The following is a 23,716-nucleotide window of genomic DNA, read 5'->3' on the forward strand; positions in this document are numbered from 1 at the left end:
GCAAAGCTCCTTAAATCGGTTATCTTTCAATAAAAAGTAACCATGGAAAAAATCAAGAAAACGACACCTACCCAATATGACATTATGGAAGACATCAAAACACGCTGGAGTCCGCGTGCTTTTGACGACGAACCCATTTCAGAATCTGAAGTAAAATTACTGCTGGAAGCAGGAAGATGGGCTTCAAGTTCTTACAATCAGCAGCCCTGGCGCGTTATTTATGGCCTCAAGGGAGATGCGGTTTACGATCGCATTATGGAATGCCTGATTCCTTTTAATCAGGATTGGGCCAAAAATGCTCAGGTACTGATGGTAACGGCCTATAAGAAAACCAATAAAGACGGGGAGGAGTATTTTCACGCGCTTCACGATTTAGGTCTGTTTATGGGCAACGTAGTGATTCAGGCCAATCATACCGGGATTGCCGCACATCAAATGGGTGGTATTGATCAGGAAAAAGCCCATCGCGAATTTCAATTTACCGATGATTACGGCATTGCTACCGCGGTTGCTTTTGGCAGATACGGGGGCGATGTAGAGAAGCTTCCGGAATCGTTGAGAGAACAGGAGCTGGAAACCAAACGTTCGCGTATGGATATCGAAGACTTTGCCTTTAACGGAAACTTTAAATCAAAAAGCTAGATTATGAAACGTATCGTATTTGGATTGATGCTGGTTTTTTTCAGCCTTAACACCGTTGCTCAGGTGCAGCATTATGAGGTCAAGCCCCAACATATTGAGAAGGCAGCAGATTCTTTGACCCAGATTTATTCCGCCAAACTGGGGATGACTCCCAAGCAGGACTTGCTTTTCAAATCGAGTCTGGAAGATTTTCTGCTTTTGCGCGAGGAAGTGAGTCAAAAGAAATCCGGAAAGGCCAAACTCGAAGATCTGACCCGTGTTTATGTTGAGGAAAGTAGCAAGATGAGTGAAATTCTCACCGAGTATCAATTTGAATTGTACGAAAAAATAAAGCCGGGAATTCAGCCTGTCGACACTGTAGAAAAGGACTGATACGCTCTCTTTCATCTATAAAAAAGCCCCGTATAAAATTTGTACGGGGCTTTTTATATGCTAACAATCAACAGTATTAATTGTGATCGCCTTTTTCGGGCTTCTCTATAAAGTGTTCTTTTTTGGTTGTACTGCTTATGGTAGGCTCTTCGTGCATCATTTTCTTTTCTAAGCCTGCGCTGTCAACACCCAAAAATTCCTGAGCTTCGGTAGGATTTACGATTTGCTTCATCGCATCTCCGTGAATAAGAATAGGATGCGCCAATAACTCCGGTCTGTGCTCGATGATTTTGATATAATCATTCTCATCATAATCTGCAGTTTTGATTTCGTCATCATCAGACACGTTTTCAAAACTCAACAAGCCTTTTACATCGGTATTTAAACCATCAGCCAGTTCGGCCCATTGGGTTCCGGTAAGGGGCGTTTTGGCGATATCAATCGCCTGAAGCTCTTTATCCTTGATCGCAGATGCGTGTGCAAACGTACGCTCACCCACGTGATTCTGGCTGTTGTAAATCAGCGTTATTTGATTTTCATCTCTTGCAATTGATTTCATATTCCGGGTTTAGTGGTGAGACTTCATTTTTTCTTTACGCTTCTTCAACTGGCTGTCGAGTTCGCGTACCGTAGTTTTTACCGACTCGTAAAAGTCTTTTGAACTGTGTTCGGCAAACAGGCGAGGGCCGGGAGCACTTAAACGTATACCGGCAATTTTTCCGGTTTCATCGCTGGAGGTATTTTCCATTTTAAAGAAAACATCTGCGCGTATGATAAAGTCATATTTATGCACGAGTTTTTCAATCTGCTCTTTTGCAAATTCTTCAAGGGCACCGCTGGCCGTTACATCGTGGTATTCAAAATTAATGTTCATATATAGAAATTTTTTGATTTATCTTAAAGTTACACATTAGCGGGGCCTACTCAATGCACTTTAGGCTTTCTTTATAACCTCTGTTAGCGAAGCCTTAACACTTTAGGGAAGTTCTTCAGCCTCAGGTGTGTGATTTTCAGGATTTTCGTCCTGTTTGATGTAAATGGAAGCTAAAATCCCGCTTACCAGTGAAACCACAATCACCGCCAGGGACAACCATTCGGGCACTTCAATCATATGCGAGAAAATCATTTTAAGTCCCACAAAGGCGAGAATCACCACCAGGCTGTAATTGATAAAACGGAATTTCTGAATCATTCTTGAAATCAGGAAATACATAGACCGAAGTCCAAGAATGGCAAAAATGTTTGAAGTAAAAACAATAAACGGATCTGCCGTTATGGCCAGAATCGCGGGGATACTGTCCAGAGCAAATAAAATGTCGGTAAGTTCAATAACGATTAATGCCAGAAACAGGGGAGTGGCGGCATTTTTTCCGTTTTCTAAAAGAAAAAACGCGTGTCCTTCTATACGGTTGGTAACCGGAAAGAGTTTCTTGATGTATTTGTAAATTGCAGAATCCTGTGGATCATATTCATCATTATCTGATTTAAACATGGTATAGGCCGTATACAGCAGAAACGCGCCAAACACATAGATAATCCATTCAAACTTATTGATAAGCGCCACACCAAAAACGATCATCAATGCTCTGAAAATGATGGCTCCCAGAATTCCCCAGAACAATACCCGATGCTGGTATTTTGGCGGAATGGCAAAAGAGGAAAAGATTACTGCGATCACAAATACGTTGTCAATACTCAGGGAGAGTTCGATGAGATAACCGGTAATGTATTTGAGCACGGCGGTGTTTGCCGAAATACCCGTGGGATTATCTACCATCTCTGCATTAAACAACCAGTAAATAATACCGCTAAAAGCCATTGCCAGCGTAAACCAAACTGCGGTCCAGATACCGGCCTCTTTACTTTTAATGACGTGATCGTTTTTATTGAAAACACCCAGGTCAAGGGCAAGACAGATGAGAATGAAAGCTATAAAAAGAGCCCAAATAAGCATAAAAAAATAATTTTAGGGTTAAAATGCCTGAAGTATTCATGAAGCATCAGAGCCTTGATACTAAAGGGGTTGCGGCTTCTGATCCGGTTGAATTATATCAGGTCTAAATATACTATAGTTTAAAAGCTTTATGGCGTAATAGATTCTAAATTGCTGTTAAATAATTGTGGTTTCAGGGCTTTCTCTCTAATTTTTAACAACCAAAATAAAGAATCTAATCTATGAAACCCTTAAACGTTACTCAAAAACTCATCAATGATCATCTTGTTGCAGGCGAACTCGAGCCCGGCAAGGAAATAGGATTAAAAATCGATCAGGCTTTGCTTCAGGATGCTACCGGAACACTGGTACAGTTGGAGCTTGAGGCGATGAACCTTAAAAAAGCCAAGATCGAAGTTGCTGTGCAATATGTAGACCACAATCTGCTGCAAACCGATTTTAAGAACGCTGACGACCATGCCTTTTTACACAGTGCCGCTCAGAAATTTGGACTTTGGTTTAGCCGTCCCGGTAATGGGGTGAGCCATCCCGTACATATGGAGCGTTTCGGCAAACCCGGAAAAACCCTTGTAGGTAGTGACAGTCATAGTTGTGCAGCCGGTTCGCTGGGGATGCTGGCCATAGGTACCGGAGGTCTTGACGTGGCAGCTGCCATTGCAGGTGAGCCTTATTTCGTTAAAATGCCGAAAGTAATGGGCGTAAAACTCACCGGAAAATTACCGGATTGGGTAAGTGCCAAAGACGTCATTCTCGAAATGCTGCGCCGTCATGATGTAAAAGGAGGCGTTGGGAAAATTATAGAATATTATGGTGAAGGTCTGAAGCACTTAAGCGCGATGGACCGTCATGTCATTGCCAATATGGGTGCCGAACTGGGCGCTACGACTACCGTTTTCCCCAGTGATCAGGAAACCAAACGATTTTTAAAGTCTCAGGGACGTGAAGAAGACTGGATTGAACTGGTAGCCGATGAAGGCTGTGAATACGAGCTGCACGATCATATCGAGCTTGACAAGCTGGTGCCGCTTATCGCGTTGCCTACCAGCCCCGGCAATGTGGTTCCGGTAAGCGAGGTGGCCGGAAAATCGATTTCTCAGGTGGTGATTGGCTCTTCGGCAAACCCGGGATTACGGGATTTTTGGATTGCCGGTGCGATTGTAAAAGGCAAATCGGTTAATCCCGATGTGTCTTTTGATATCAATCCTACCAGCCGCCAGATCATTCAAAATATGATAGATACCAAGGCTTTTGCCAATTTGATCACAGCCGGTGCCCGTTTCCACCAGAGTGGATGTATGGGTTGTATCGGGATGGGGCAGGCGCCCGCCAGCGGTACCATAAGTCTGCGTACGATGCCGCGTAATTTCCCCGACCGCTCGGGTACCAAAGATGATCAGGTGCATTTATGCAGCCCCGAGACCGCGGCAGCTTCCGCACTGACGGGTAAAATTACCGATCCACGGGATCTGGAGAAATTATACGACATGAAATACCCGCAGTATGAGGACCCCGAGCTGCACATCATCAATATGGATATGCTGGTGCCGCCGGCTGAGGATGGCAGTAAAGTCGAACTCAAAAAAGGACCGAATATCAAGTCGTTGCCGCATATAGACGCGCTTCAGGATGACTATAAAATTCCTGTTTTATTAAAAATGGGAGATAATATTTCTACTGACGAAATTTTAAAAGCCGGTGCCGAGGTACTTCCGTTTCGGTCTAACCTGCCTGAAATCAGCAAGTATAGCTATACCGTAATTGACGAAACCTTCTACGACCGGGCTATGGAAACCAAAGAGCAGGAGGGAGGCCACATTGTTGTTGCCGGAGAGAATTACGCCCAGGGCAGTAGCCGGGAGCATGCCGCTTTGGCCCCCAAATATTTAGGACAGGTGGCTGTAATCGCCAAAAGTTATGCGCGTATCGCGTGGCAAAACCTGGTAAATTTCGGTATTCTTCCATTGGAATTTGAGAATCCCGACGATCTGGAGAAAATCGAACAGGGCGATACCGTAGCGTTTAAAAACCTGCGTCAACTGGTGGAAAACCGGGATACGATTGAGGTAATCATTAAAAAGAAAACCGGTGAAATTTCGATTCCTACCAAACATACTTTAAGCGATCGTCAGATTCGTGTGTTGCTCAAAGGAGGTATTATCAATGATTTTAAAGAAAAACTTTCGGCGTAAACGAGCTTAGGCTTGCACACCAGGCATACAAAGGAAACGAAGCCTTGATGTCGAGGCATCCCGATCGCTATCGGGATCGACTGAAACATCCTTTGGCGGTGCCAATAAAATTATTTGATAACAAAATTTAGGGACGGATGCTGAAAAACCTGGCGTATTTTAGTGTCCGTCTTTATATATAAGACCAAAAAAAGCTATGAAACAAAACCAACACGAGGATTTTATGCGAATGGCCATCAGTTGGGCCGGTAAGGGTAAAGCTGCCGAAGGCGGTGGCGCTTTTGGTGCGGTGATCGTCAAAGACGGAAGCATCATCGCCGAGGGCCATAACCGGGTAGGGGCTACTACAGACTGTACCCAGCACGCCGAACTCGCAATGATACAGGAGGCCTGTAAAAAACTCGGATCAAAAAGTCTGAAAGGCTGCGTCCTGTACACGAGTTGCGAACCCTGCCTGATGTGCCTGGGAAGCACGCGCTGGGCTGAGCTGGACATGGTGTATTATGGCGCTTCGGCAGCCGATGCCAAAGCAGCCGGTTATGTGTACAGCGACCTCTTTTACAACTCGCATACCGGCAAACGTCACGTAGAATTTAACTTAAAACAGTTGCTGCGCGATGAAGCCGTAGCCATCTGGAACTCCTGATTATGAGCGAAGAAGAAGAAGAAAAACAGCAAAATATAGACAAGGAGCTCGAAAAGGAGGCTCCCAGTGAAGAGTCACAGGCTAAAAGCCATGGGGAGATTCTCAAAGAGCAAATCTGCGAAGGGCAGGAGGTGTACAAGCGCAGCACCAGCAGTATTTTGCTGAGTTCGCTAACCGCCGGGCTTGAGATTGGCTTCAGTTACCTGCTGATGTGCAGCATGTTCTATTACTACACCGGTAAAATGCCCGAAGAAGGGCTTTTTAAAATTTTGGCATTTGTTTATCCGCTGGGTTTTATTCTCGTGGTTTTGGGACAATCGATCCTGTTTACCGAACAGACCTCGCTGCTTACCTTACAGGTACTCAACCGCCAGCGTGATCTGAAGAGCCTGTTGCGGCTTTGGGGACTTGTAATTTTAGGAAACCTCATAGGCGGTTATCTTATTGGTATGGTTTTAATCTGGATAGGTCCCAAACTGGGTATTTTTGACCACGAAACCATCAGAGCCATAGGCGAGCACGTTGCGCATTATGAAAGTTGGGTGATTGTGGTAAGCGCCATTTTAGCCGGGTGGATGATGGGATTACTGTCCTGGCTTATAACCTCGTCAAAAGATACCATCAGCCGCATCGTCATTATTTTTATCATAACCGCAACGATGGCCTTTACCGGTTTACATCACAGTATCATAGGTAATATTGAGATTTTTACAGCCATGATTGTAGGCTCTGAGGTTACGTTTCCCGAGTATTTACGGGTGCAAAGCCTCGCATTACTGGGCAACGCCATAGGTGGCGCATTTTTTGTGGCCTTATTGAAGTACCGCGCCTTTGTCTTTAATGTAAAAGACTATTAGGGTGGAAGCCAAACGCAAAAAATGGTGGTTTTACGGGGCTTTTGGAGCTGTTTTACTGGGTAGTGGCCTGTCTTTGGCTATCGAAAGCAGCTGGTGGAAGCATTCCGATTTACCCAACTGGTATTGGATTGCGGGTGGAACAGCCGGATTAGGCCTCTGCCTGAGCGGTGTGGTTTTGCTGATTAAAGCCGGAATTATTAATAACGAATTAAAAAAATAGAATTATGAAAACACTTGTATTTACGATGCTTACGCTGGTTTTAATTTCCTGCGGAAGCGCCTCACAAGCCGATGCCACCAGCAATCCCGAACTCAACAACTGGGTGAACAACCGCAATTTTACGGTAGAATCTAATTTTGCAATGCCTATGGCGACTACGGCCGTAAATGCGGTGCTTAACACGGGTATTTTAGGTCCCGGAAACACCGGCGCACAAATAAGCCTGATAGGAAACTCCAATCACCTCACTATAAAAGGTGACAGCATCAGCGCCAATCTGCCATTTTTTGGCGAGCGCCGTATGGGTGGGGGGTATGGCACACGCGATAACGGAATCACCATAGACGGACTCATGAAAAATTATAGCGTTGAAACTAAACGCGGTATGTACATCATTCGGTTTTCGGCTAATGACACGCAGGGAAACGAGGCCTATGATTTTGTGGTCAATTTAAGTCCGGGGTTGAGTGCAAATATGTCTGTAAACAGTACGCAGCGTACCAATATGCAGTATCGCGGAACGGTAGAGGCGGTGCAGGAACCGGAAGCAAATTTGTAGTTCAGGATTCCGGGTTACTGATTTATTAGTTCTGATTGCTTGTTTGGGATTTCGGATTTGTTATTTCTGATTTATTGTTGGGGAGCTTACATCTAATAAACTAATATTTTAGTTTATTGGGTTCAACATTCAAGGTTTTAAATTCATAGTCATTGAGAAATTCAAGATTTAAAGTTTAAAATTAAAAATCTTTTAAATGCTCCTTCACGGCAGATGAACGTACGGTCAATTTAAGCGTGTCAGGCTGAGCCTGTCGAAGCCCAGTCGAGAAACCGCCTAAAAACTCTCAAAAATCCCTTTGCTCAAAATTCGCGTATTCGGGACTTAGTCAAAAAATTTTCAAATACGCGATTCTCAGCGATTGCAAGAATTCAAGATTTAAGGTTTAGGATTCAAAGTTATTCTGAAAGTCATTTCGACTGCTAAGGAGAAATCACACTAGAAATTCAAGATTTAAAGTTTGAAATTCAAAATCTTTTAAATGCTCCTTCACGGCAGATGAACATACGGTCATTTCGAGCGTGTTAGGCTGAGCCTGTCGAAGCCCAGTTAAGAAATCAAACACGAAATACAAAATTCAAAATTTAAGGTCATTTCGACTGATAAGGAGAAATCACACAAGCCGGTAAATTATACTAGAATGACTGATGCGATTTCTCAGTCGCTGAAAAAGCTCCTTCGAAATGACTAAAAGAAATCGGGTGTGTCAGGCTGTCCCGAAGCTTTGGGATCTAAGGGCAGTCGTTGAAATGATTGTCAGTTGATATTCCGAATGTCATTTCGAGCGTGTCAGGCTGTCCCGAAATTTCGGGAGTCGAAGCCCAGTCGAGAAACTAGCTGAAAATTCCCAAAAAACATCTTTGCTCAAAATTCGCGTATTCGGGACTTAGGTCAGAAAATTTTCAAATACGCGATTCTCAGCGATTACAGAATTTAATATTTAAAGTTGAAAATTCAAGATTTTCCGAATATCATTTCGCGCGTGTCAGGCTGTCCCGAAATTTCGGGAGTCGAAGCCCAGTCGAGAAATCATACACGAAATTCAAAATTTAAGGTCATTTTGACTGATAAGGAGAAATCACACCAGCCGGTAAATTATACTGGAATGACTGATGCGATTTCTCAGTCGCTGAAAAAGCTCCTTCGAAATGACAACTAATGGCAATTTGGAGTGTGTCAGGCTAAGCTTAAGCCAAGACGAGAAACTGAGACATAGCATAACCGAGTAGAAGCAAAGTGTACAAATACAGATTTCATTGATTAGAGGGTAGCGGTATTATTGTATCGTTTGGCTTAATTGTTATTCTATTTTACATAATATAAATTATAAAACAATTAAGCTATTCTGAAATTCAATCCATCGACTTATGCATTCTCCATTTGAAGCTGATATTGCTACAGGTTATTGATTCTGCTAAATTCAATGCGATCTTAAAAAAGCTTCTACATGTTGGTTTCAACTGATAGCTCCTCAATTCGATTTCTGAAGTATTTGTTCTGTTTGTCTGTTTTATTTGAAAACGTATAAAACTAGTGATTTTTAAAGACTGTGATTCCTATTGCTCAAAATTGGCGTATTCGGGACTTTGGCCGTAAAATTTTCAAATACGGGATTCTCAGCGATTGTGGGAATTCAAGATTTAAGGTTTAGGATTCAAAGTTATTTGGAAAGTCATTTCGACTGCTATGGAGAAATCACACCAGCAGGTACATTGTATTGGAATGACTGATGCGATTTCTCAGTCGCAGAAAACGCTCCTTCGAAATGACTTTAAGAATGGCATCATTAAACTAAAAACATAGTATTGTGTTCTTTTGGTGAGTTCAGTCTGAGATATGGCTAACTGTAGGATTCAAAGTTATTTGGAAAGTCATTTCTACTACTAAGGATAAATCACACCAGCCAGTACACTGTATAAAAATGACTGCTGCGATTTCTCAGTGGCTAAAAATGCTTCTTCGAAATGACATTAAAGAGGAAATGTATAAACTAAAAATATAGTTTTTTAACTGTGCGTTGAGCTCAGCCTCGTATATACCGGGCTGCATGCGAGACTTATTATGGAGGAATCAAGGGCTTTTCCGGGGCGAACGTACGTCTGAACTACGGGACAAACACGGGTGAACCTCGGGTGAACTACGGGTCAACCCTGGTTTAAGATACAGAAAGTGAGGGTTTAGCAGACCGCTATGCATTGCATAGCCTTACCGGCTTCTACCGGTACAAAGTCCGCGTGGAGGAGTTGGCCAAACAGAATTCCCATCCAGATGGTATGGGCTGGCTTTTCTGAAGAGGCTGAAACAGAAGTTTTTGATTGGGGTTTGGATTTAGCCTGTGGATTGCAAAACGGAAGGAAAAACTCCAGTTCCGACGGAATGCTATTTAAAGCTAAAGGTGCCGTATTTAGGGATGTTGTTGTGGGGTTTAAACTAAACTCCGACGGGGTATATTTCTTAAGTTCGTTGTCCCAGCTATATTCGGGGATGCTGACGCAGGTAGCCAGGAGTATCAGATGCGTGGTATTTTTAGGTACGCCGTATAGCTGCTGTTTTTTAAATCCGTTGAATTGAATTTCAATGCCATTGGAGGTTGGCTTGATTTCGGGTTTTAATCCTACACTTGTGCTCCAGTTATTTTTTAAGTTGAGCTGCAGACCGATCAAAGCCTCCGGAAGATTGAGTGCATGGATGCTGCGCTGGCCGGGAACTCCCCTACCCGCTTTGGCGATCTTTTGGCAAGCACCGGTTAATCGGCCGTAAAATTTTAGGTCTTTAAACTGGTTCAGCTGTTCTTCGAGTCCGCTACGGATGGCTTTAGCGTAGGTGGAAGCTCCTCCAAATTCGTTGTTGTTCTGCTTTACGGCTGCAAAGCGCGGATCGTTGTTAATTTGCGCTTTGGTAGGTGCCGCTGCTTTACGACAGATGAGTTTGCCGTTGAGCTTGTAATACGTAATCCCATCTATTGTGCCTGTAAAGGCGCCTAATTTAGAAACCGGTTTTGCCATAGGATTGGATTTGAAGTCTACTAATATACGGCAGGAAAATACAGTTTTTTAATCGTAAGTAATTTATTTTTAGGTATTTATGAATTTGATAATGGGTGTTCGAAAGCGGTTATTAATTATTCGTTATTTCTTATTTATTATTGCCTTTTTTTCAAAGTTTTCCGTTTGAGGTTTACGGTTTTCCGTTTAATTCTGATGTTGCAGGTTGCACGTTTCGGTTTAGTTAAGAAGTGGAATAGGTTTACCTTAATACATATTCATCAACCCATGCAGGCACCAAATTGTGCTTAAACTCTACTTCTGTTCCTTTGAAAATTTCCAGAATGAGGGTTGGAGCATTTTTTGAATTGTCAAATATAAAGGTTCGATAGGTCTTGGATATAGCATCTGAGAGCAATTCCAGGGAACGGTAATAGCGTTCTTCAATCTTAATTGGATCAACCGGATGTCCACCCAATTCAACTCTTTGTTTTACGCGTTCTTTGTTGATAAGAGGAGATTCTGTTGAGATAAAATACAAATAATTCTTGTACCCCTTTTTACTTGAACTATTAAGAAAATCTACTTTGGCAGGATGAGACATTACTGTTTCGAAAGAGAATTTAGAACCACTTTCAAGTAGTACATTGCGAATTAGGTCTGCCAACAAAGCAGCTTCATAGCTGTGCGTTTTTTGATCAGGATTAATTACTGTTGTTCCCTCTATTTTCAGATCAAAGGCATACCCGTCTTTGTGTGCTTTTTTATAAATGGAGTGTTTAGGTATTAAACTCTTCAAACCTCTGGAATTTGCCTCAGATATACCGAATTTGCCTAAATCAAATTGACCAGACTTACTTATTTCGAGTTCGATTTCATCAGCATTAATATAGTAACCTAAGTCAAACCTGCTATCTATTTGTTTTAGAATAGTCGTTTTACCAGACCCATTAGGGCCTGCAAAAACACGAATTCTTCTACCTTTTATGTATTGTAGTTTTGGAGCCAACTTTTACAGTTCTGGGTACGGTATTGACTTTTCGGAGAATAGTTATCTTACCATCAGAGCTCTCTTTGATTATTTTACCATCCTTGAGATAGGTTATAGGTACTTCTTGTGCAATAGAACGTTCAATTGCATTTTTTCCAGATTCAGAAATGAACTCCTTGAATAAACTGTGATGCTTTGGAGTATCTTCGATATAAGCCAGGTACTTCGTTTTTGAAGACCTTGACTTTGGTGAAGTTTGTGAATTTTTGGATGTTTTTTCAGATCGAGACATATTACTAAAATTAAGCTTTTTTCAAGATTCATCCAATTCTGTTTAAACTATTTTTCAAGTTTACGGTTTGTTGTTCCAGATTGTAGTGAGACTTAAGACTTGAGATGTAAGAGGTAAGAAGTAAGAGGTTTTTGGTTTGCTGTTTTCGGTTTTCCGTTGAAGTTACAGGTTGGATGTTAAGGTAGATGTGAGAAGTGAGAAGTAAGAACTAGTACACTGATTACCTGAATTTTAACAGGTTATCCCTTAGGATTAGAATAAAAAGTACACGCGATGCAATCGCGCGGAAACGGTGGGTTGACCGTTTGTAGGGATTTATATGAGAAGTAAGAGGTTCTTGGTTTGCTGTTTTCGGTTTTCCGTTTTCCGTTTGTTGTTTCAGGTTGGAGGTTACAGGTTGTAGTAAGAACTATTTTCCTCATCCCCAGCCTTTCTCCTCCCGAAGGTTTGGGAGAGAAGGTAGCTTCCTCGTTAACTGCAGTGATATTACAATGCCTGATTAGAAGATTCGCTTTTAAGGGAGATTTAGAGGGATGTTTTTAAAAGTGTCAAGTGCGAAGTATAGGTATGGTTTGGTTTTGATAAGACCTATTGTCGATTAAGAGGCAACAAATAACGGCTCAGGTCTTTTTTGTATTTGGGATTTTTCTATCTTTAAACTGGTAACAGGTTGTGCGGAAACCTGTAATTTTACCCCGGCGTGCTTAAGAACCGGTCTGATTTTATGTTTTAAGGCCGTGGGAGCGCTAACCGGAAGCATTAACTTAACCAACTATCCAGCTATGATATCAGATACGCAACATCGAAAGATACACCAGGGACGTAATGTAAAGCGTTTTCGCGAGATGCTGGGGATGAAGCAGAATGCCCTGGCCTACGAGTTGGGCGAAGACTGGAACCAGCAACGGATCTCACTTTTGGAGCAAAAGGAGGTCATTGAGGCTCCCCTACTCTCCCAAATCTCTGAAGCCCTCCATATCCCGGTAGAAGCTATTCAAAATTTTGACGAAGAACAGGCCGTGAATATTATTGCGAATACGTTTGGAGATTATAGTGTTGGTTACCAGAAAAATGACAACCCTGTTTTTAATCCTGTTGATCAGATTCTAAAACTTCACGAGGAGAAAATCGCCCTTTATGAGCGGATGCTTAAGGAAAAAGACGAGATGATGGCCCGATTGGAGCGGTTGATTGGGAAGTGAGGGTTTAGGGATTTGAAATTTAGGGTTGGGGTGATTTGAACTGTTAAGAAGATATCGAAATATCTTATTCGAAGTATTTATATGTTTGAGGAGATTTCTCTATTTCTCAGTCGCTAAGAGTTCAATATTATGCTTTATCCGAAATTCGAAATTTCTTGTAGGTTGTTAATTACCATTAAAATTTCTGTACGTTGAGATTAAACTGAAAGCTCTTTTCGAAACTAAATTATTTGCAAAATCAATCGCAATTTTACTCTCTTGAGTCATTAGTTTTATTAATAACTTGTCAAGTTCTCTGCTTATATAGTAATAATCTAGGTTATCTGATGTAGCTTCCATGATCAACTTTGCTCTATACTCGTAGTCATCACCTTCAAATTTTACTAAATATCTAAGTGCATCATTCATTTCCGTTTTGTCTTTTATTTTACGAAGAGTATTGGAAATCACTTCATAATAAGACTCATCTATATGTTTTATTCTATGAATTAATTTCAATGTATTTTTAAGTACTCCTTGATCTTCAAGTCGAGTATTACTTTCAAGTATTTTTTTCCAAAAAGGTAAAATATATTTCGTTTTTTCGGTGGATTCAACGAATAGATATGAAATCACTGCATTTATTTGTTCTGGACTCCCTTTATCAAATAACAGATTTATGAGACTACCTTTATCATTTAGAGTTTGTCCTTCCCAATTAGCAATGGCGCTGATTACAATTTGTTGAACAAACTCATTAAGCCCACTTTGCCCATTCCTCATTACTATTATTCCAAATTGATAGTGCCCTTCTGTCAAAAGAATATTAAATATATCCTTGTATACAGTCCTATTACGCTTTACATATGATGACATTGCCAGAATCCAATTCTCTTCATCCTGCTTGGGGAACAAATAATTAATATTGGATTTTACCCATTCAATATCCAAATATGCAATTTGAGGCAAATAAGACCCTATATGATGGATAAATGCGTCATTATATTCTTCTTTAATGAATATATTTGAATAGTATTCTTTCAGATCAGGAAACCACTTATCTTTTGAGTCAGATTTATATATACGACCGTAGCGAAGTGACACATTAATTGTTGCTTCCAATACTTTACCTTCTGGACTATTTAATATGTCAAAAAACGGGTCATTATTAAATCTCTGACTTTCAATTCTCAAATCTAAGAGTTCGATACAAAGGTTCTTCGCATCAATTAAGTTTTTTTCAGAAAAATCTCGAGAATCTTGCTTTACTCCAGTTCTTATCAACCAAGCTAAACTTCCAACAAAGGCTCTTTTATTCCTTCCACTTGAATCCCATGGTTTCTTGTAAAGTGCATTTCGGCTTAATTTGAAAGCTGATTCCCAATCTATATCCTTGCCATTTTCAAAGGCTTTTTCCAAACCATAATAAACATCGGGAAGATACATAGTTCCTAGTTTACTCATCGCATCAACATCCTTTATAAAATGAGGGTTTTCTATGAATGCTTTTCGAATTCTTTCTAATTGCCCTTGATATTCACGAGAGGAAATTTCCAATTCCTGACCTTCGATGTAATCTACAAAGGTTCTCGTATCTTTAAGATGTTCTATAAAAGTAGCAGTATCATCTGGGTAATAATACCCAGATGAAATTGAAAAATGAGAATTCCAACCAGGATTTTCTCTTCGGTGTGGATAAATTTCATCAAGTTCATTTCTTTTTCTAGCCACTCTTTGAGAGATTGAACTTTCAGAATTGGCCAATGCATCCAAATATTCTTTCCCAATAAGTGATCTTTGATGTTCTAAATCTTCCTTTGTATTTTCTTCACTCCAGGGTTCTATGTGCATTGTATCTATCCAAAAAAACAAAATATTAATCTCATTATCACTCAATTCTTTCTTATTACGCTGAAGAAGAGTGAAGATTTCATGTTTCATCTCTGTTTTATCCAATGGGTTACCATCGCTCCATTTCCAAAACAACTCGGATAATTGATTATAATGCGTTCCAATGGAATGGATACCAATTCTATTCAATATTGCGTGATCGGACTGTAATAGTTTACTTTCCACAAACTCTTTATTTACTTTAGAGGAATCAAGTATATTTCTTATGAACCTAACGGTAAGAAGGGAAAATGAATTTTTATTCCATAGTTGGTCAGAATCTTCAATCGAGGGTATATGGAAAGATGAGCATTCAAATGGCTTTAATTTACTCAATCTTTTTAAAGTATTTAAAGCACTTAAAGTAAGTTCATCTGGACTAATGAATTCAGCCAGTTGTTCGATTTTGCCTGAATCTATTATTGAAGAAAAGGAATGGGAATCAAAAATCGAATAACTTTCGTCAGGAATCTTCCCCTTATCAGAACTCTCATTTAGCACATAATTAAAAAGAACCTTATCAATAATCGCCATTGCTAGTTCTTTATTCTTGGCATTTATTATTCTTGGAAGTAACCTATTCTCAACAGAATATGAAACTAAGTTTGAATCATTAATTAAGCTCTTTGAAGCAAGAAAATTAACATGACCAACAGTTATCAACTCCAAAGGCAATACAGTGATTATTTCAGAAATAAACCAAGTTCCCCGAACATTCGTCAAATCAATGTTCCTTGTTTTATCAATAAACTCATCCATATTAGAAACAATCAACTTAAGTTCAGGAGTAATTTCATTAATTTCTTGTGCATAGTTATAAAGAAACCTAATAGAAAAATGAGTATTGTTGTTATAGCCCCCTTCTACAAGCAAAGAGTTTAATTTAGACCGAAAAATGGAATCGTCGTATTCTAGAATGTCCTCCAGAACGGACCGATTATTTCCTTTCACCGTTCTCCAAAAATATTCCTCTTTAATACCATCGTCAAAAACCCATGAAAAATCGATTGACTCTTCAGGGGAGTTTATAATATAACCAAGTATTATATTTAGTTCACTAATTATCATGCCGTATCAGGTAAATTGTTTAGACCTTCCTCAAAGTCCACACTCTTGATCATTATTTCTTCCAAAAGTGTTGCAACATCAGAGTGATTTGAATAACCAATCACTTCAAAATTCAAACTTTTGAAATACTGATTTCTTTGCTTTCTTTTCTCATTCTTTATTATCCAATCTTGAAACTCCTCAAGCTTCTCCGAATCCATCAATGGAGTTAATTCATTTACAATTTTCTTTATATCTTGATTTAAAACAATCTCATAATTACCATCAGAATCTCTAGTAAAAGACACTGATATTTCTGCTAAATTGACATCACTAAAAAAATTATGAAACTCATCTTCGCTTAACTTCTCATTTATTTCAGATTGTCTAATCATCACATATAGTCCAGGAATGTCACGTAGTTTACCAACATCACCATGGACCTTTTGAACCTCTAGGGCTTTCAATTTTTCCTTTCGAACAATCTTTTCAAGTGTTAATCTAAATACTTTATCCTCGAAACTAAATCCTAAAAATATCAAAGGAAACTTTTGTATCACCGCTTTCAAAAAAGTCTCTATTGTATCACTGTTCTCATAAGCAAGGTCATATTCCCTTTTTCTAAATACATAACTAGATTCATGTCTTCCGTGTAAATAAGCAAGACATCTTCCGTGAAAGTTTATAGGATTCAAATCAGTGGACGGATAAACCAGAGCAGAGTAATTAAATCGAGCCTTAGCCTCTGCTGAATAATTAGGATCCTTTTGCTTTCTTAATAAGACCTCTTCAAAGGCGGTATCATAATTTGTAGTAATTACTCGTTGGTAATTTTCTACGATTGTCATGTGCAAATCTGTGAATCTACATGAATCTGGGTGAAATCTTTCGCTCATGAATCTCATATATTCTTCCAAGCTCTCTCCAGTTTCAGAAAATATCACATCAGCTATTATAGCCCAATCTTCGGAATAACGTCGTCTTAGTTGATCAAAATCTAATTGACAATTTACGGCTTTAAAGTAATCAACTACCAAGTCTTTCCAGCTTGGCAAATTCAACGGAAACGATGATCCTGCACCTACAAATGGAATTACGTCGGGAAATGTTCCACTGATAAGGTTATCACGGATTTCGTTTATTATTTCAGAATTTGGTCTAATAGTGGTACTCAAATCAGTTTATGAATTGAATTTATTTTAATTGCCTAAAGCCAGAAATTCAAAAGAACTCCAACAACGACATTTTTTGTAATCTGTTTATATTAAGATAATTTATCGAATAATAATAAAGAATGTCGTGATTAAACGATAAGTAATAATCTTATCTTAATAACAACTCTATTTTCCCCACTGTTAAAATCGCTTCATAGTTCTGGCTTAAAAAATAAAAAGAACCTGCTCCTAAATTAAACCTTAATACTCCACCCTATCTCCTTTTTGGGTCCATTCCTCAAAAGGCTTTATGGCAATCTCGGGAGCCAACTGTTTAAAAGGGATACTGCGCTCGTTGTAGGGTAACTCCAATTCCTTATAGATAAAGGCATCGTCAAAGCCAATGTTTGCCGCATCGGTTTTGGTACTGCCGTAATACACTTTATCGGGGCGGGCCCAGTAGATTGCGCCCAGGCACATCGGGCAGGGTTCGCAGGAGGTATAAATCGTACAGCCGGTAAGCTGAAAGCTATTCAGGTTTTTACAGGCATCGCGTATGGCGGTGACTTCGGCGTGCGCCGTGGGATCATTGGTTGACGTCACTTTATTGTTGCCTTTGCCTATGATTTTTCCGTTCTTAACGATCACGCAGCCAAAGGGTCCGCCCTCGTTGTTTTGCATTCCTTTTAAAGCCGCGTTTACCGCTTCCTCCATAAAGTTTTCGTCTGTCATCATCTCATGTCGTTTAGTGTAAATATAAGGGTTAATCTTATTTTTAGTTTCCAAAGTCCGGTAAACACGCAGTAGTTTATACGCTTTGTGGTTTTATACGCCCTGCTCCATAAAAAGCCCACTTCTCTCCCATCCCCTGTGCACGCAAACGGGCCGGGGCTTACCTTATCAAAAGATTAACTTTTCAGGATCTTTTAATAGACTTTCCTAAAGTACTTTTGCCGCCTTAAATAAATTATCCAGAATCTCATAAGGGAGATAGCAACCTGCATTAACGAGCAAGGTGCTAAAATAGATAAGCCAATTACCTGGAAACCTTGTTAACACCTCTTTGTAATTCCTGCTATTTCCTGTATTGAGCTAAAAAACAGCTATGGCACAGACTGCGCAGCCTATTCCCAAATTTTCAGCACTATTCCCTTTATTTGTTTTTGTGGGCACTTTTCTGGGTGTGGGCATCTATCAAAATGATTTTTATGCACTTCCTGCTCCCATTGCGGTTATCGCGGGTATTGTAGTCGCGTTTATCCAATTCAGGCAACCCATCAACACCAAAATAGCGAGCCTTTTACAGGGTTGTGGCGATGATAAAATACTCACCATGTGTTTGATTTATCTGCTTGCCGGTGCTTTTGCAGCGATCACCAACGCCACCGGCAGTGTCGATGCGATTGTCAATCTGGGTCTCGATACTATTGCGATACAGTATATCTACGTGGGGATTTTTGTTATTGCGGGCTTCCTGTCGGTCTCCACGGGGACATCGGTTGGGGCGATTGTTGCCCTGGCTCCTATTGTGGTGGGTTTTGCGGCCAACAGCAGCGCAGACCTGGCGATTCTATGCGGGGCACTTCTGGGCGGAAGTATGTTTGGAGATAATTTATCGGTGATTTCCGATACGACCATTGCGGCTACCCAGTCGCTGGGGACTAAAATGAGTGCTAAATTTCGACAGAATATTAAAATCGCGATACCCGCAGCACTGGGTACGGTTGCTATTTTGGTTTTTCAGGGACTGGATCTTAGCATTGCCGCCGAAACTGCCGTGAATTATGAATATGACGTACTCAAAATAAGCCCTTATATTCTGGTGATTGTACTTTCTATAGCAGGACTCAATGTGTTTATTACGCTTTTTCTGGGTGTCCTGGCAGCAGCCATTCTGGGTATTGCCTACGGGGACTTTACGCTGTTGGAATCTACCAAAATTGCCTATGAAGGCTTTACCAATATGACCGAAATCTTCCTTTTGTCGTTACTTACCGGGGGTCTTGCGGCATTGGTATCGCTTAATGGCGGGATTGCTTTTATTCTGGAAAACATTAAAAAGCTGATTAAAAATAAAAAGACGGCAGAGCTGGGCATTGCTACTTTGGTAAGTAGCATCAATATGGCCATTGCAAACAATACGGTCTCGATCATTATCGCCGGACCTATTGCTAAAAGCATCAATGACGAGTATGCATTAGACCCTAAAAAAACAGCTTCTATACTTGATATTTTTGCCTGTATCACGCAGGGATTGTTGCCTTATGGAGCTCAGGTTTTGATGATTCTGAGTTTTTCAAACGGAAATATCGATTATTTAGACCTGATGTCTAACACCTGGTATTTACTCCTGTTGCTCCTCTACACGCTGCTTTTTATCCTGTTTAATCCTATGCGCAAAGCGAAATCTCAAAGTGTTTAATTCGTTTTTTTTTAACCGGAATTTTATTGATTTTAAAATCACGAAGTGTTTCAGTAGCCGATTTTTTGCTTTTAAAAGGGGGTTTTCTTGAAACCAGGTGATGTCTGTTTTGGGAGTCCAAACATATTAACTTCTATTTGTATTTATGTTCTTTTGCCTTGATGTAAACGAACCAAGCCGTCTATTGAGGCGGGCAGGTAAATTGAGAAACTTCAACTTCAATTCAAGTTTCTGTTCTTTTGCCTTGATGCCAAAGAACCAAAAGATCAAGGCTTACAGAAGCTTCTCTAAATTTTTTGTTCACTGCGCTGCATGCGCTTAACTCGGCCGCTGGCCTCAAACAGAACCGCCTGCTACGCTTCGTTCACTGCAAATTTAACGAGAACCTTCCGATAGGCCGGTGCTGACGTTTTAATAGAAATTATTTGAAATAGATAATTTCGAATTCATATAAATAAAACCACCTATAAATTCTACTAGTTAAGATATAAATTTTATTCTTTAGACTTCTTTTTCTTCAGTATAGCAATGAGTCCCCGTCAAAAATTTTCGACGCCCTGGAGAAAATTTAGGGGACTTATTGCGGTTTTGCCCCTTAGGGTAAAAATACCTAAGAAATGTGCCTTGCGCAGAACACTCTAAAGGACCTTAATTATTTTAGTCACATTCAATCTGCCCAAATTTTTACAATAAAAAATTCAGATTAAAAAGGCTCTTTTCTTTTGTTACGCCTGCCCTGAGCGGAGTCGAAGGGTTTCTTTGGAGAAGCAAACCGAGGTACGAGGTTCACGAGATCTATAACCAATAAGCGACACCGAGCTAAAGAAAATGAACAGAACATGATAACGAAACTTTAACTTCAATTCATATTTCTGTTCTTTTGCCTTGATGCCAAAGAACCAAAAAATCAAGGCTTACAGAAGCTTCTCTAAATTTTATGTTCACTGCGCTGCATGCGTTTAACTCGGCCGCTGGCCTCAGACAGAACCGCCTGCTACGATACATTCAATGCCGATTTAGCATATTAACTAAATACTACGATTCTGCGGATAAAAGACTTCTTTTCTTTTTTGCATCGCCCAAAAAAGAAACAAAAAAGTCTAGGCTTATTTTTACATCCTTGAAAACTACGCAAATCCTTTATCGTGCGGATAGCAAACCGCTGCGCTAAGCTATCCTCCACAACCCCGCGCTGCAGGATTCGCTTGTTTTACTACGGATCTAAAAAGTAGGCCGGGGGTTACGTATTAATAGACATTTTTTAGAATCGATTATCTCTAACATTAAAGATTATAGGCAGTATTTAATTCCCTTGTTCAGAATGTACTTTGAGTTTTTGTGAATTTTATTCTTCTTTTTCTTCAGTATAGCAATGAGTTCCCGTTAAAAATTTTCGAAGCCCTGGAGAAAATTTAGGGTATTTATTGCGGTTTTGCCCCTTAGGGCAAAAATACCTAAGAAATGTGCCTTGCGCAGAACACTCTAAAGGGCCTCAATTATTTTAGTCACATTCAATCTGCCCAAATTTTTACAACAAAAAATTCAGATTAAAAAGGCTCTTTTCTTTTGTTTCGCCTGCCCTGAGCGGAGTCGAAGGGTTTCTTTGGAGAAGCAAACCGAGGTACGAGGTTCACGAGATCTATAACCAATAAGCGACACCGAGCTAAAGAAAATGAACAGAACATGATAGCGAAACTTTAACTTCAATTCATATTTCTGTTCTTTTGCCTTGATGCCAAAGAACCAAAAGATCAAGGCTTACAGAAGCTTCTCTAAATTTTTTGTTCACTGCGCTGCATGCGCTTAACTCGGCCGCTGGCCTCAAACAGAACCGCCTGCTACGCTTCGTTCACTGCAAATTTAACGAGAACCTTCCGATAGGCCGGTGCTGACGTTTTAATAGAAATTATTTGAAATAGATAATTTCGAATTCATATAAATAAAACCACCTATAAATTCTACTAGTTAAGATATAAATTTTATTCTTTAGACTTCTTTTTCTTCAGTATAGCAATGAGTCCCCGTCAAAAATTTTCGACGCCCTGGAGAAAATTTAGGGGACTTATTGCGGTTTTGCCCCTTAGGGTAAAAATACCTAAGAAATGTGCCTTGCGCAGAACACTCTAAAGGACCTTAATTATTTTAGTCACATTCAATCTGCCCAAATTTTTACAATAAAAAATTCAGATTAAAAAGGCTCTTTTCTTTTGAAACCGAGGTACGAGGTTCACGAGATCTATAACCAATAAGCGAAACCGAGCTAAAGAAAATGAACAGAACATGATAACGAAACTTTAACTTCAATTCATATTTCTGTTCTTTTGCCTTGATGCCAAAGAACCAAAAGATCAAGGCTGACAAAACTTTATCTAAATTTATCATTCCCTCGCTAAATTTTAGAAACTCGCTTGCATAGATGTACTTAATATCAAAATTCGTGAAGCTCAAACAGTCTAAAATTTTACGCTCACTCATTTCAAATTTTACGATAAATTTTTGTAGGCCGGTACTGACGTAATGATCTACATTCCTCAAAACATATAGTGTTCAATTCTAATGGCAAAATTGAGATTCTAAAATCCGGTTCGTGAGCCTAAAAGCAGGCAAAGCCTTAATAATACATTCTAAAATCCAGGACCTTACAGGCGGTGTAATGCTTTTGGTGTAGCTCCTCTACCACATTAAAGAGGTCGTCGTCTTCATTAAACAGGTTGAAAAAGACTTTATCCAGATTGGAACTACTCAGTCCATCAACGGCATTTCCATAGCCGGAAACCGCTTTTGCGTTTGTAATATCCAGAAAATACTGCGCTTCTTCCTCGTCGAGATCCAGCACTTTGGCATTTGAAAAATGCAGGATTTTTCCTCTTAATTTTCCTTCAAACAGCTCTGCTATTTCCTGAAAACTATAATAGTAGTTATTTAAACAAATACTATTGGCCTCACCGGTCATAACGAGGTAAATGATTTCGTATTCCTTAAAATAGTGATCGTCCATGATTAGCGTGTTTAAACTCGCTTCCAGGCCTTCAATGGTATCGCAGGTTTGGTAAATGCTGGCTACACCAAAGTGAAGTGCCAGTTCTTCCAGACTTTTCTGAACTTCGGTAATTTGATCTGCATCTACATCGGCAACGCCTTCTAAACAATAAATAAACTTGTCAGGATCGGGATCATATTCCCGGGGTACTTGTGTTCTTTTTTCCAGCACTTTTAAAACTTTTTTTTGGCATCGGCAAAGTTAAAAATTCACGGGATTCTTTTTCCTGATGCCTAAAAGAGCTAAGCCATTCAGTTTGAAACCTCTAAGCGATTCTGCTTTAAATTGTGAATATCTATCTGCTTTAAAAGCTTGCATGGCCTTCGCGAAATCCTATTTTTGGCGTCCTAAAATTTGAAAAATTATGAGCGTAACCTGGTACGAATGCAAAGTAAAATATGCCAAATTTGATGAGGCTTCGGGTCTTAGAAAGCTAAAAACCGAGCCTTTTCTGGTAGATGCGGTATCCTATACCGAAGCTGAAAAGCGTATTACCGAGGAGATGCGTCCGTTTCTCAATGAAGGTGAAGGTATGCTGATCACCAACATCAAGGTGGCTAATTTCGCAGAAGTGCATCCGTTTGAAAATGCCGATCGCTGGTTTAAATCTAAAGTGGCGCTTATTGCCTACGACGAAAACAGCGGAAAAGAGCGCAAAATGAACCAGTATCTGCTGGTACAGGCTAACGACGTCAAGGAAGCTTATGAAAACACGCAGCATGTCATGCGCGATACGATGGGTGAATACAGCATTCCGGCTATCGCCGAATCACCGGTGGTTGATGTATTTCCGTACTTTACCGGCGAAGAAGAAGATGCCGAGCGTATTGAAGAATTTAACCGCCTGAAAGAATCTGTCCCTACTTTCAACACCGAAGACGAAGCCCTGGCGCTGGAAGATTCACTGACGGAGTAGGTTTTTTAGATGTTAGAGGTGGGTTTTGGGTTTACGGTTTTCCGTTTTCGGTTTTCGCAGAATCCCAATTAACGTAAAAAAGAAGTCTTCTCCTCATCCCCAACCCTTCTCCTCCCGAAGGTTCGGGAGAGCCGGGAGCTGATTTTCACGTAAGATTATATTTTAAGTACTAAATATAAGTCTCCCTTGGAAGGTAGATTTAGAGGGATGTTGTTTCAGTTTTCGGTTTACCGTGTACTTCCCTAAATAGCGTTGACCGTTTTTAGGTTATTATTTCATTGTTAAAAATAGTCATTATTGTTCTTTGTGGGATAGCCAACAAAGAACACTGTTTTTCAAAGGCTACTGGGGTCATTTTCT

Annotated in this window: 21 protein-coding genes and 1 riboswitch; of the genes, 11 read left to right on the top strand and 10 right to left on the bottom strand. The window is 40.1% G+C overall.

The genetic code is table 11. The features are described 5' to 3' along the window. Positions 1–42: 42 nt before the first annotated feature. Together LLW17_RS08190 and LLW17_RS08195 are read left to right on the top strand one after the other, a co-directional pair. On the top strand, positions 43–642 hold the full coding sequence (locus LLW17_RS08190) for a nitroreductase family protein (RefSeq protein ID WP_228229769.1): 600 nt from the start codon (positions 43–45) through the stop codon (positions 640–642). Between the two features lie 3 nt (positions 643–645). Further along, positions 646–1,014, top strand: coding sequence for a hypothetical protein (locus tag LLW17_RS08195; protein WP_228229770.1), 369 nt, complete (start codon positions 646–648; stop codon positions 1,012–1,014). A gap of 76 nt (positions 1,015–1,090) precedes the next feature. Here LLW17_RS08195 and LLW17_RS08200 read toward each other — a convergent pair whose 3' ends face one another. The 3 genes from LLW17_RS08200 to LLW17_RS08210 all read right to left on the bottom strand — a co-directional run bounded on the left by LLW17_RS08200 (position 1,091) and on the right by LLW17_RS08210 (position 2,968). Further along, positions 1,091–1,573 carry an arsenate reductase family protein gene (locus tag LLW17_RS08200; RefSeq protein WP_228229771.1) on the bottom strand — a complete coding sequence of 161 codons (483 nt, stop codon included), beginning with the start codon at positions 1,571–1,573 and terminating at the stop codon, positions 1,091–1,093. 9 nt (positions 1,574–1,582) lie between these two features. Further along, on the bottom strand, positions 1,583–1,888 hold the full coding sequence (gene hpf / locus LLW17_RS08205; protein WP_228229772.1) for a ribosome hibernation-promoting factor, HPF/YfiA family: 306 nt from the start codon (positions 1,886–1,888) through the stop codon (positions 1,583–1,585). A gap of 102 nt (positions 1,889–1,990) precedes the next feature. Then, the gene (locus tag LLW17_RS08210) at positions 1,991–2,968 is read right to left on the bottom strand and encodes a TerC family protein (protein WP_228229773.1); all 978 of its coding nucleotides are present in this window, start codon (positions 2,966–2,968) and stop codon (positions 1,991–1,993) included. A 221-nt stretch (positions 2,969–3,189) separates the two neighbouring features. On the opposite strand from LLW17_RS08210, the gene LLW17_RS08215 reads away from it, so the two are divergent. From LLW17_RS08215 to LLW17_RS08240, 6 genes are all read left to right on the top strand, one after another. Continuing rightward, positions 3,190–5,157 (top strand): aconitate hydratase, encoded by a 1,968-nt coding sequence (locus LLW17_RS08215; RefSeq protein WP_228229774.1) that lies wholly within the window; start codon positions 3,190–3,192, stop codon positions 5,155–5,157. A 196-nt stretch (positions 5,158–5,353) separates the two neighbouring features. Continuing rightward, the gene (locus LLW17_RS08220; protein WP_228229775.1) at positions 5,354–5,803 is read left to right on the top strand and encodes a nucleoside deaminase; all 450 of its coding nucleotides are present in this window, start codon (positions 5,354–5,356) and stop codon (positions 5,801–5,803) included. A gap of 2 nt (positions 5,804–5,805) precedes the next feature. Beyond that, positions 5,806–6,660 (top strand): formate/nitrite transporter family protein, encoded by an 855-nt coding sequence (locus LLW17_RS08225; RefSeq protein WP_228229776.1) that lies wholly within the window; start codon positions 5,806–5,808, stop codon positions 6,658–6,660. Position 6,661: 1 nt separating this feature from the next. After that, on the top strand, positions 6,662–6,880 hold the full coding sequence (locus LLW17_RS08230) for a hypothetical protein (protein WP_228229777.1): 219 nt from the start codon (positions 6,662–6,664) through the stop codon (positions 6,878–6,880). Positions 6,881–6,884: 4 nt separating this feature from the next. Continuing rightward, on the top strand, positions 6,885–7,439 hold the full coding sequence (locus tag LLW17_RS08235; RefSeq protein WP_228229778.1) for a DUF4251 domain-containing protein: 555 nt from the start codon (positions 6,885–6,887) through the stop codon (positions 7,437–7,439). A 946-nt stretch (positions 7,440–8,385) separates the two neighbouring features. Then, positions 8,386–8,598, top strand: coding sequence for a hypothetical protein (locus LLW17_RS08240; protein ID WP_228229779.1), 213 nt, complete (start codon positions 8,386–8,388; stop codon positions 8,596–8,598). A 1,018-nt stretch (positions 8,599–9,616) separates the two neighbouring features. On the opposite strand, the gene LLW17_RS08245 is transcribed toward LLW17_RS08240, so the two are convergent. From LLW17_RS08245 to LLW17_RS08255, 3 genes are all read right to left on the bottom strand, one after another. After that, on the bottom strand, positions 9,617–10,444 hold the full coding sequence (locus tag LLW17_RS08245; RefSeq protein WP_228229780.1) for a hypothetical protein: 828 nt from the start codon (positions 10,442–10,444) through the stop codon (positions 9,617–9,619). A gap of 241 nt (positions 10,445–10,685) precedes the next feature. After that, positions 10,686–11,432 carry an ATPase gene (locus tag LLW17_RS08250; RefSeq protein WP_228229781.1) on the bottom strand — a complete coding sequence of 249 codons (747 nt, stop codon included), beginning with the start codon at positions 11,430–11,432 and terminating at the stop codon, positions 10,686–10,688. Further along, on the bottom strand, positions 11,401–11,706 hold the full coding sequence (locus tag LLW17_RS08255; protein ID WP_228229782.1) for a hypothetical protein: 306 nt from the start codon (positions 11,704–11,706) through the stop codon (positions 11,401–11,403). Before LLW17_RS08255 ends, LLW17_RS08250 begins: the two co-directional genes overlap by 32 nt. Before the next feature lie 782 nt (positions 11,707–12,488). Here LLW17_RS08255 and LLW17_RS08260 point away from each other — a divergent pair. Then, a complete protein-coding gene (locus tag LLW17_RS08260) occupies positions 12,489–12,908 on the top strand; it encodes a helix-turn-helix transcriptional regulator (protein WP_228229783.1) in 420 nt (139 codons plus the stop codon). 165 nt (positions 12,909–13,073) lie between these two features. Here the strand turns inward: LLW17_RS08260 and LLW17_RS08265 are convergent, their stop codons facing one another. From LLW17_RS08265 to LLW17_RS08275, 3 genes are all read right to left on the bottom strand, one after another. After that, a complete protein-coding gene (locus LLW17_RS08265; protein WP_228229784.1) occupies positions 13,074–15,845 on the bottom strand; it encodes a hypothetical protein in 2,772 nt (923 codons plus the stop codon). Further along, on the bottom strand, positions 15,842–16,999 hold the full coding sequence (locus tag LLW17_RS08270; protein WP_228229785.1) for an SIR2 family protein: 1,158 nt from the start codon (positions 16,997–16,999) through the stop codon (positions 15,842–15,844). Before LLW17_RS08270 ends, LLW17_RS08265 begins: the two co-directional genes overlap by 4 nt. 240 nt (positions 17,000–17,239) lie before the next feature. Then, a complete protein-coding gene (locus LLW17_RS08275; protein ID WP_434084774.1) occupies positions 17,240–17,713 on the bottom strand; it encodes a nucleoside deaminase in 474 nt (157 codons plus the stop codon). 227 nt (positions 17,714–17,940) lie between these two features. Then, positions 17,941–18,038: riboswitch (SAM-I-IV-variant riboswitch) on the top strand. A gap of 45 nt (positions 18,039–18,083) precedes the next feature. On the opposite strand from LLW17_RS08275, the gene LLW17_RS08280 reads away from it, so the two are divergent. After that, positions 18,084–19,400, top strand: coding sequence for a Na+/H+ antiporter NhaC family protein (locus LLW17_RS08280; RefSeq protein WP_228229786.1), 1,317 nt, complete (start codon positions 18,084–18,086; stop codon positions 19,398–19,400). Positions 19,401–22,011: 2,611 nt separating this feature from the next. Here LLW17_RS08280 and LLW17_RS08285 read toward each other — a convergent pair. Further along, complete coding sequence (locus LLW17_RS08285; RefSeq protein ID WP_228229787.1) at positions 22,012–22,611, bottom strand: DUF6642 family protein; 600 nt, start codon at positions 22,609–22,611, stop codon at positions 22,012–22,014. A gap of 193 nt (positions 22,612–22,804) precedes the next feature. Between LLW17_RS08285 and LLW17_RS08290 the strand changes: the two genes are divergently transcribed. Beyond that, positions 22,805–23,356: a DUF4494 domain-containing protein gene (locus LLW17_RS08290; RefSeq protein WP_228229788.1), complete on the top strand. Its 552-nt coding sequence runs from the start codon at positions 22,805–22,807 to the stop codon at positions 23,354–23,356. Positions 23,357–23,716 lie beyond the last annotated feature (360 nt).

It is taken from the genome of Leeuwenhoekiella parthenopeia, from assembly GCF_020782115.1.
GTDB lineage: Bacteria > Bacteroidota > Bacteroidia > Flavobacteriales > Flavobacteriaceae > Leeuwenhoekiella > Leeuwenhoekiella parthenopeia.

Coding starts and splice junctions, on each gene's coding strand:
- LLW17_RS08280 (WP_228229786.1), top strand. CDS start 18,084: ATGGCACAGACTGCGCAGCCTATTCCCAAATTTTCAGCACTATTCCCT.
- hpf (WP_228229772.1), bottom strand. CDS start 1,888: ATGAACATTAATTTTGAATACCACGATGTAACGGCCAGCGGTGCCCTT.
- LLW17_RS08225 (WP_228229776.1), top strand. CDS start 5,806: ATGAGCGAAGAAGAAGAAGAAAAACAGCAAAATATAGACAAGGAGCTC.
- LLW17_RS08235 (WP_228229778.1), top strand. CDS start 6,885: ATGAAAACACTTGTATTTACGATGCTTACGCTGGTTTTAATTTCCTGC.
- LLW17_RS08275 (WP_434084774.1), bottom strand. CDS start 17,713: ATGATGACAGACGAAAACTTTATGGAGGAAGCGGTAAACGCGGCTTTA.
- LLW17_RS08195 (WP_228229770.1), top strand. CDS start 646: ATGAAACGTATCGTATTTGGATTGATGCTGGTTTTTTTCAGCCTTAAC.
- LLW17_RS08265 (WP_228229784.1), bottom strand. CDS start 15,845: ATGATAATTAGTGAACTAAATATAATACTTGGTTATATTATAAACTCC.
- LLW17_RS08215 (WP_228229774.1), top strand. CDS start 3,190: ATGAAACCCTTAAACGTTACTCAAAAACTCATCAATGATCATCTTGTT.
- LLW17_RS08200 (WP_228229771.1), bottom strand. CDS start 1,573: ATGAAATCAATTGCAAGAGATGAAAATCAAATAACGCTGATTTACAAC.
- LLW17_RS08255 (WP_228229782.1), bottom strand. CDS start 11,706: ATGTCTCGATCTGAAAAAACATCCAAAAATTCACAAACTTCACCAAAG.
- LLW17_RS08290 (WP_228229788.1), top strand. CDS start 22,805: ATGAGCGTAACCTGGTACGAATGCAAAGTAAAATATGCCAAATTTGAT.
- LLW17_RS08245 (WP_228229780.1), bottom strand. CDS start 10,444: ATGGCAAAACCGGTTTCTAAATTAGGCGCCTTTACAGGCACAATAGAT.
- LLW17_RS08190 (WP_228229769.1), top strand. CDS start 43: ATGGAAAAAATCAAGAAAACGACACCTACCCAATATGACATTATGGAA.
- LLW17_RS08260 (WP_228229783.1), top strand. CDS start 12,489: ATGATATCAGATACGCAACATCGAAAGATACACCAGGGACGTAATGTA.
- LLW17_RS08210 (WP_228229773.1), bottom strand. CDS start 2,968: ATGCTTATTTGGGCTCTTTTTATAGCTTTCATTCTCATCTGTCTTGCC.
- LLW17_RS08220 (WP_228229775.1), top strand. CDS start 5,354: ATGAAACAAAACCAACACGAGGATTTTATGCGAATGGCCATCAGTTGG.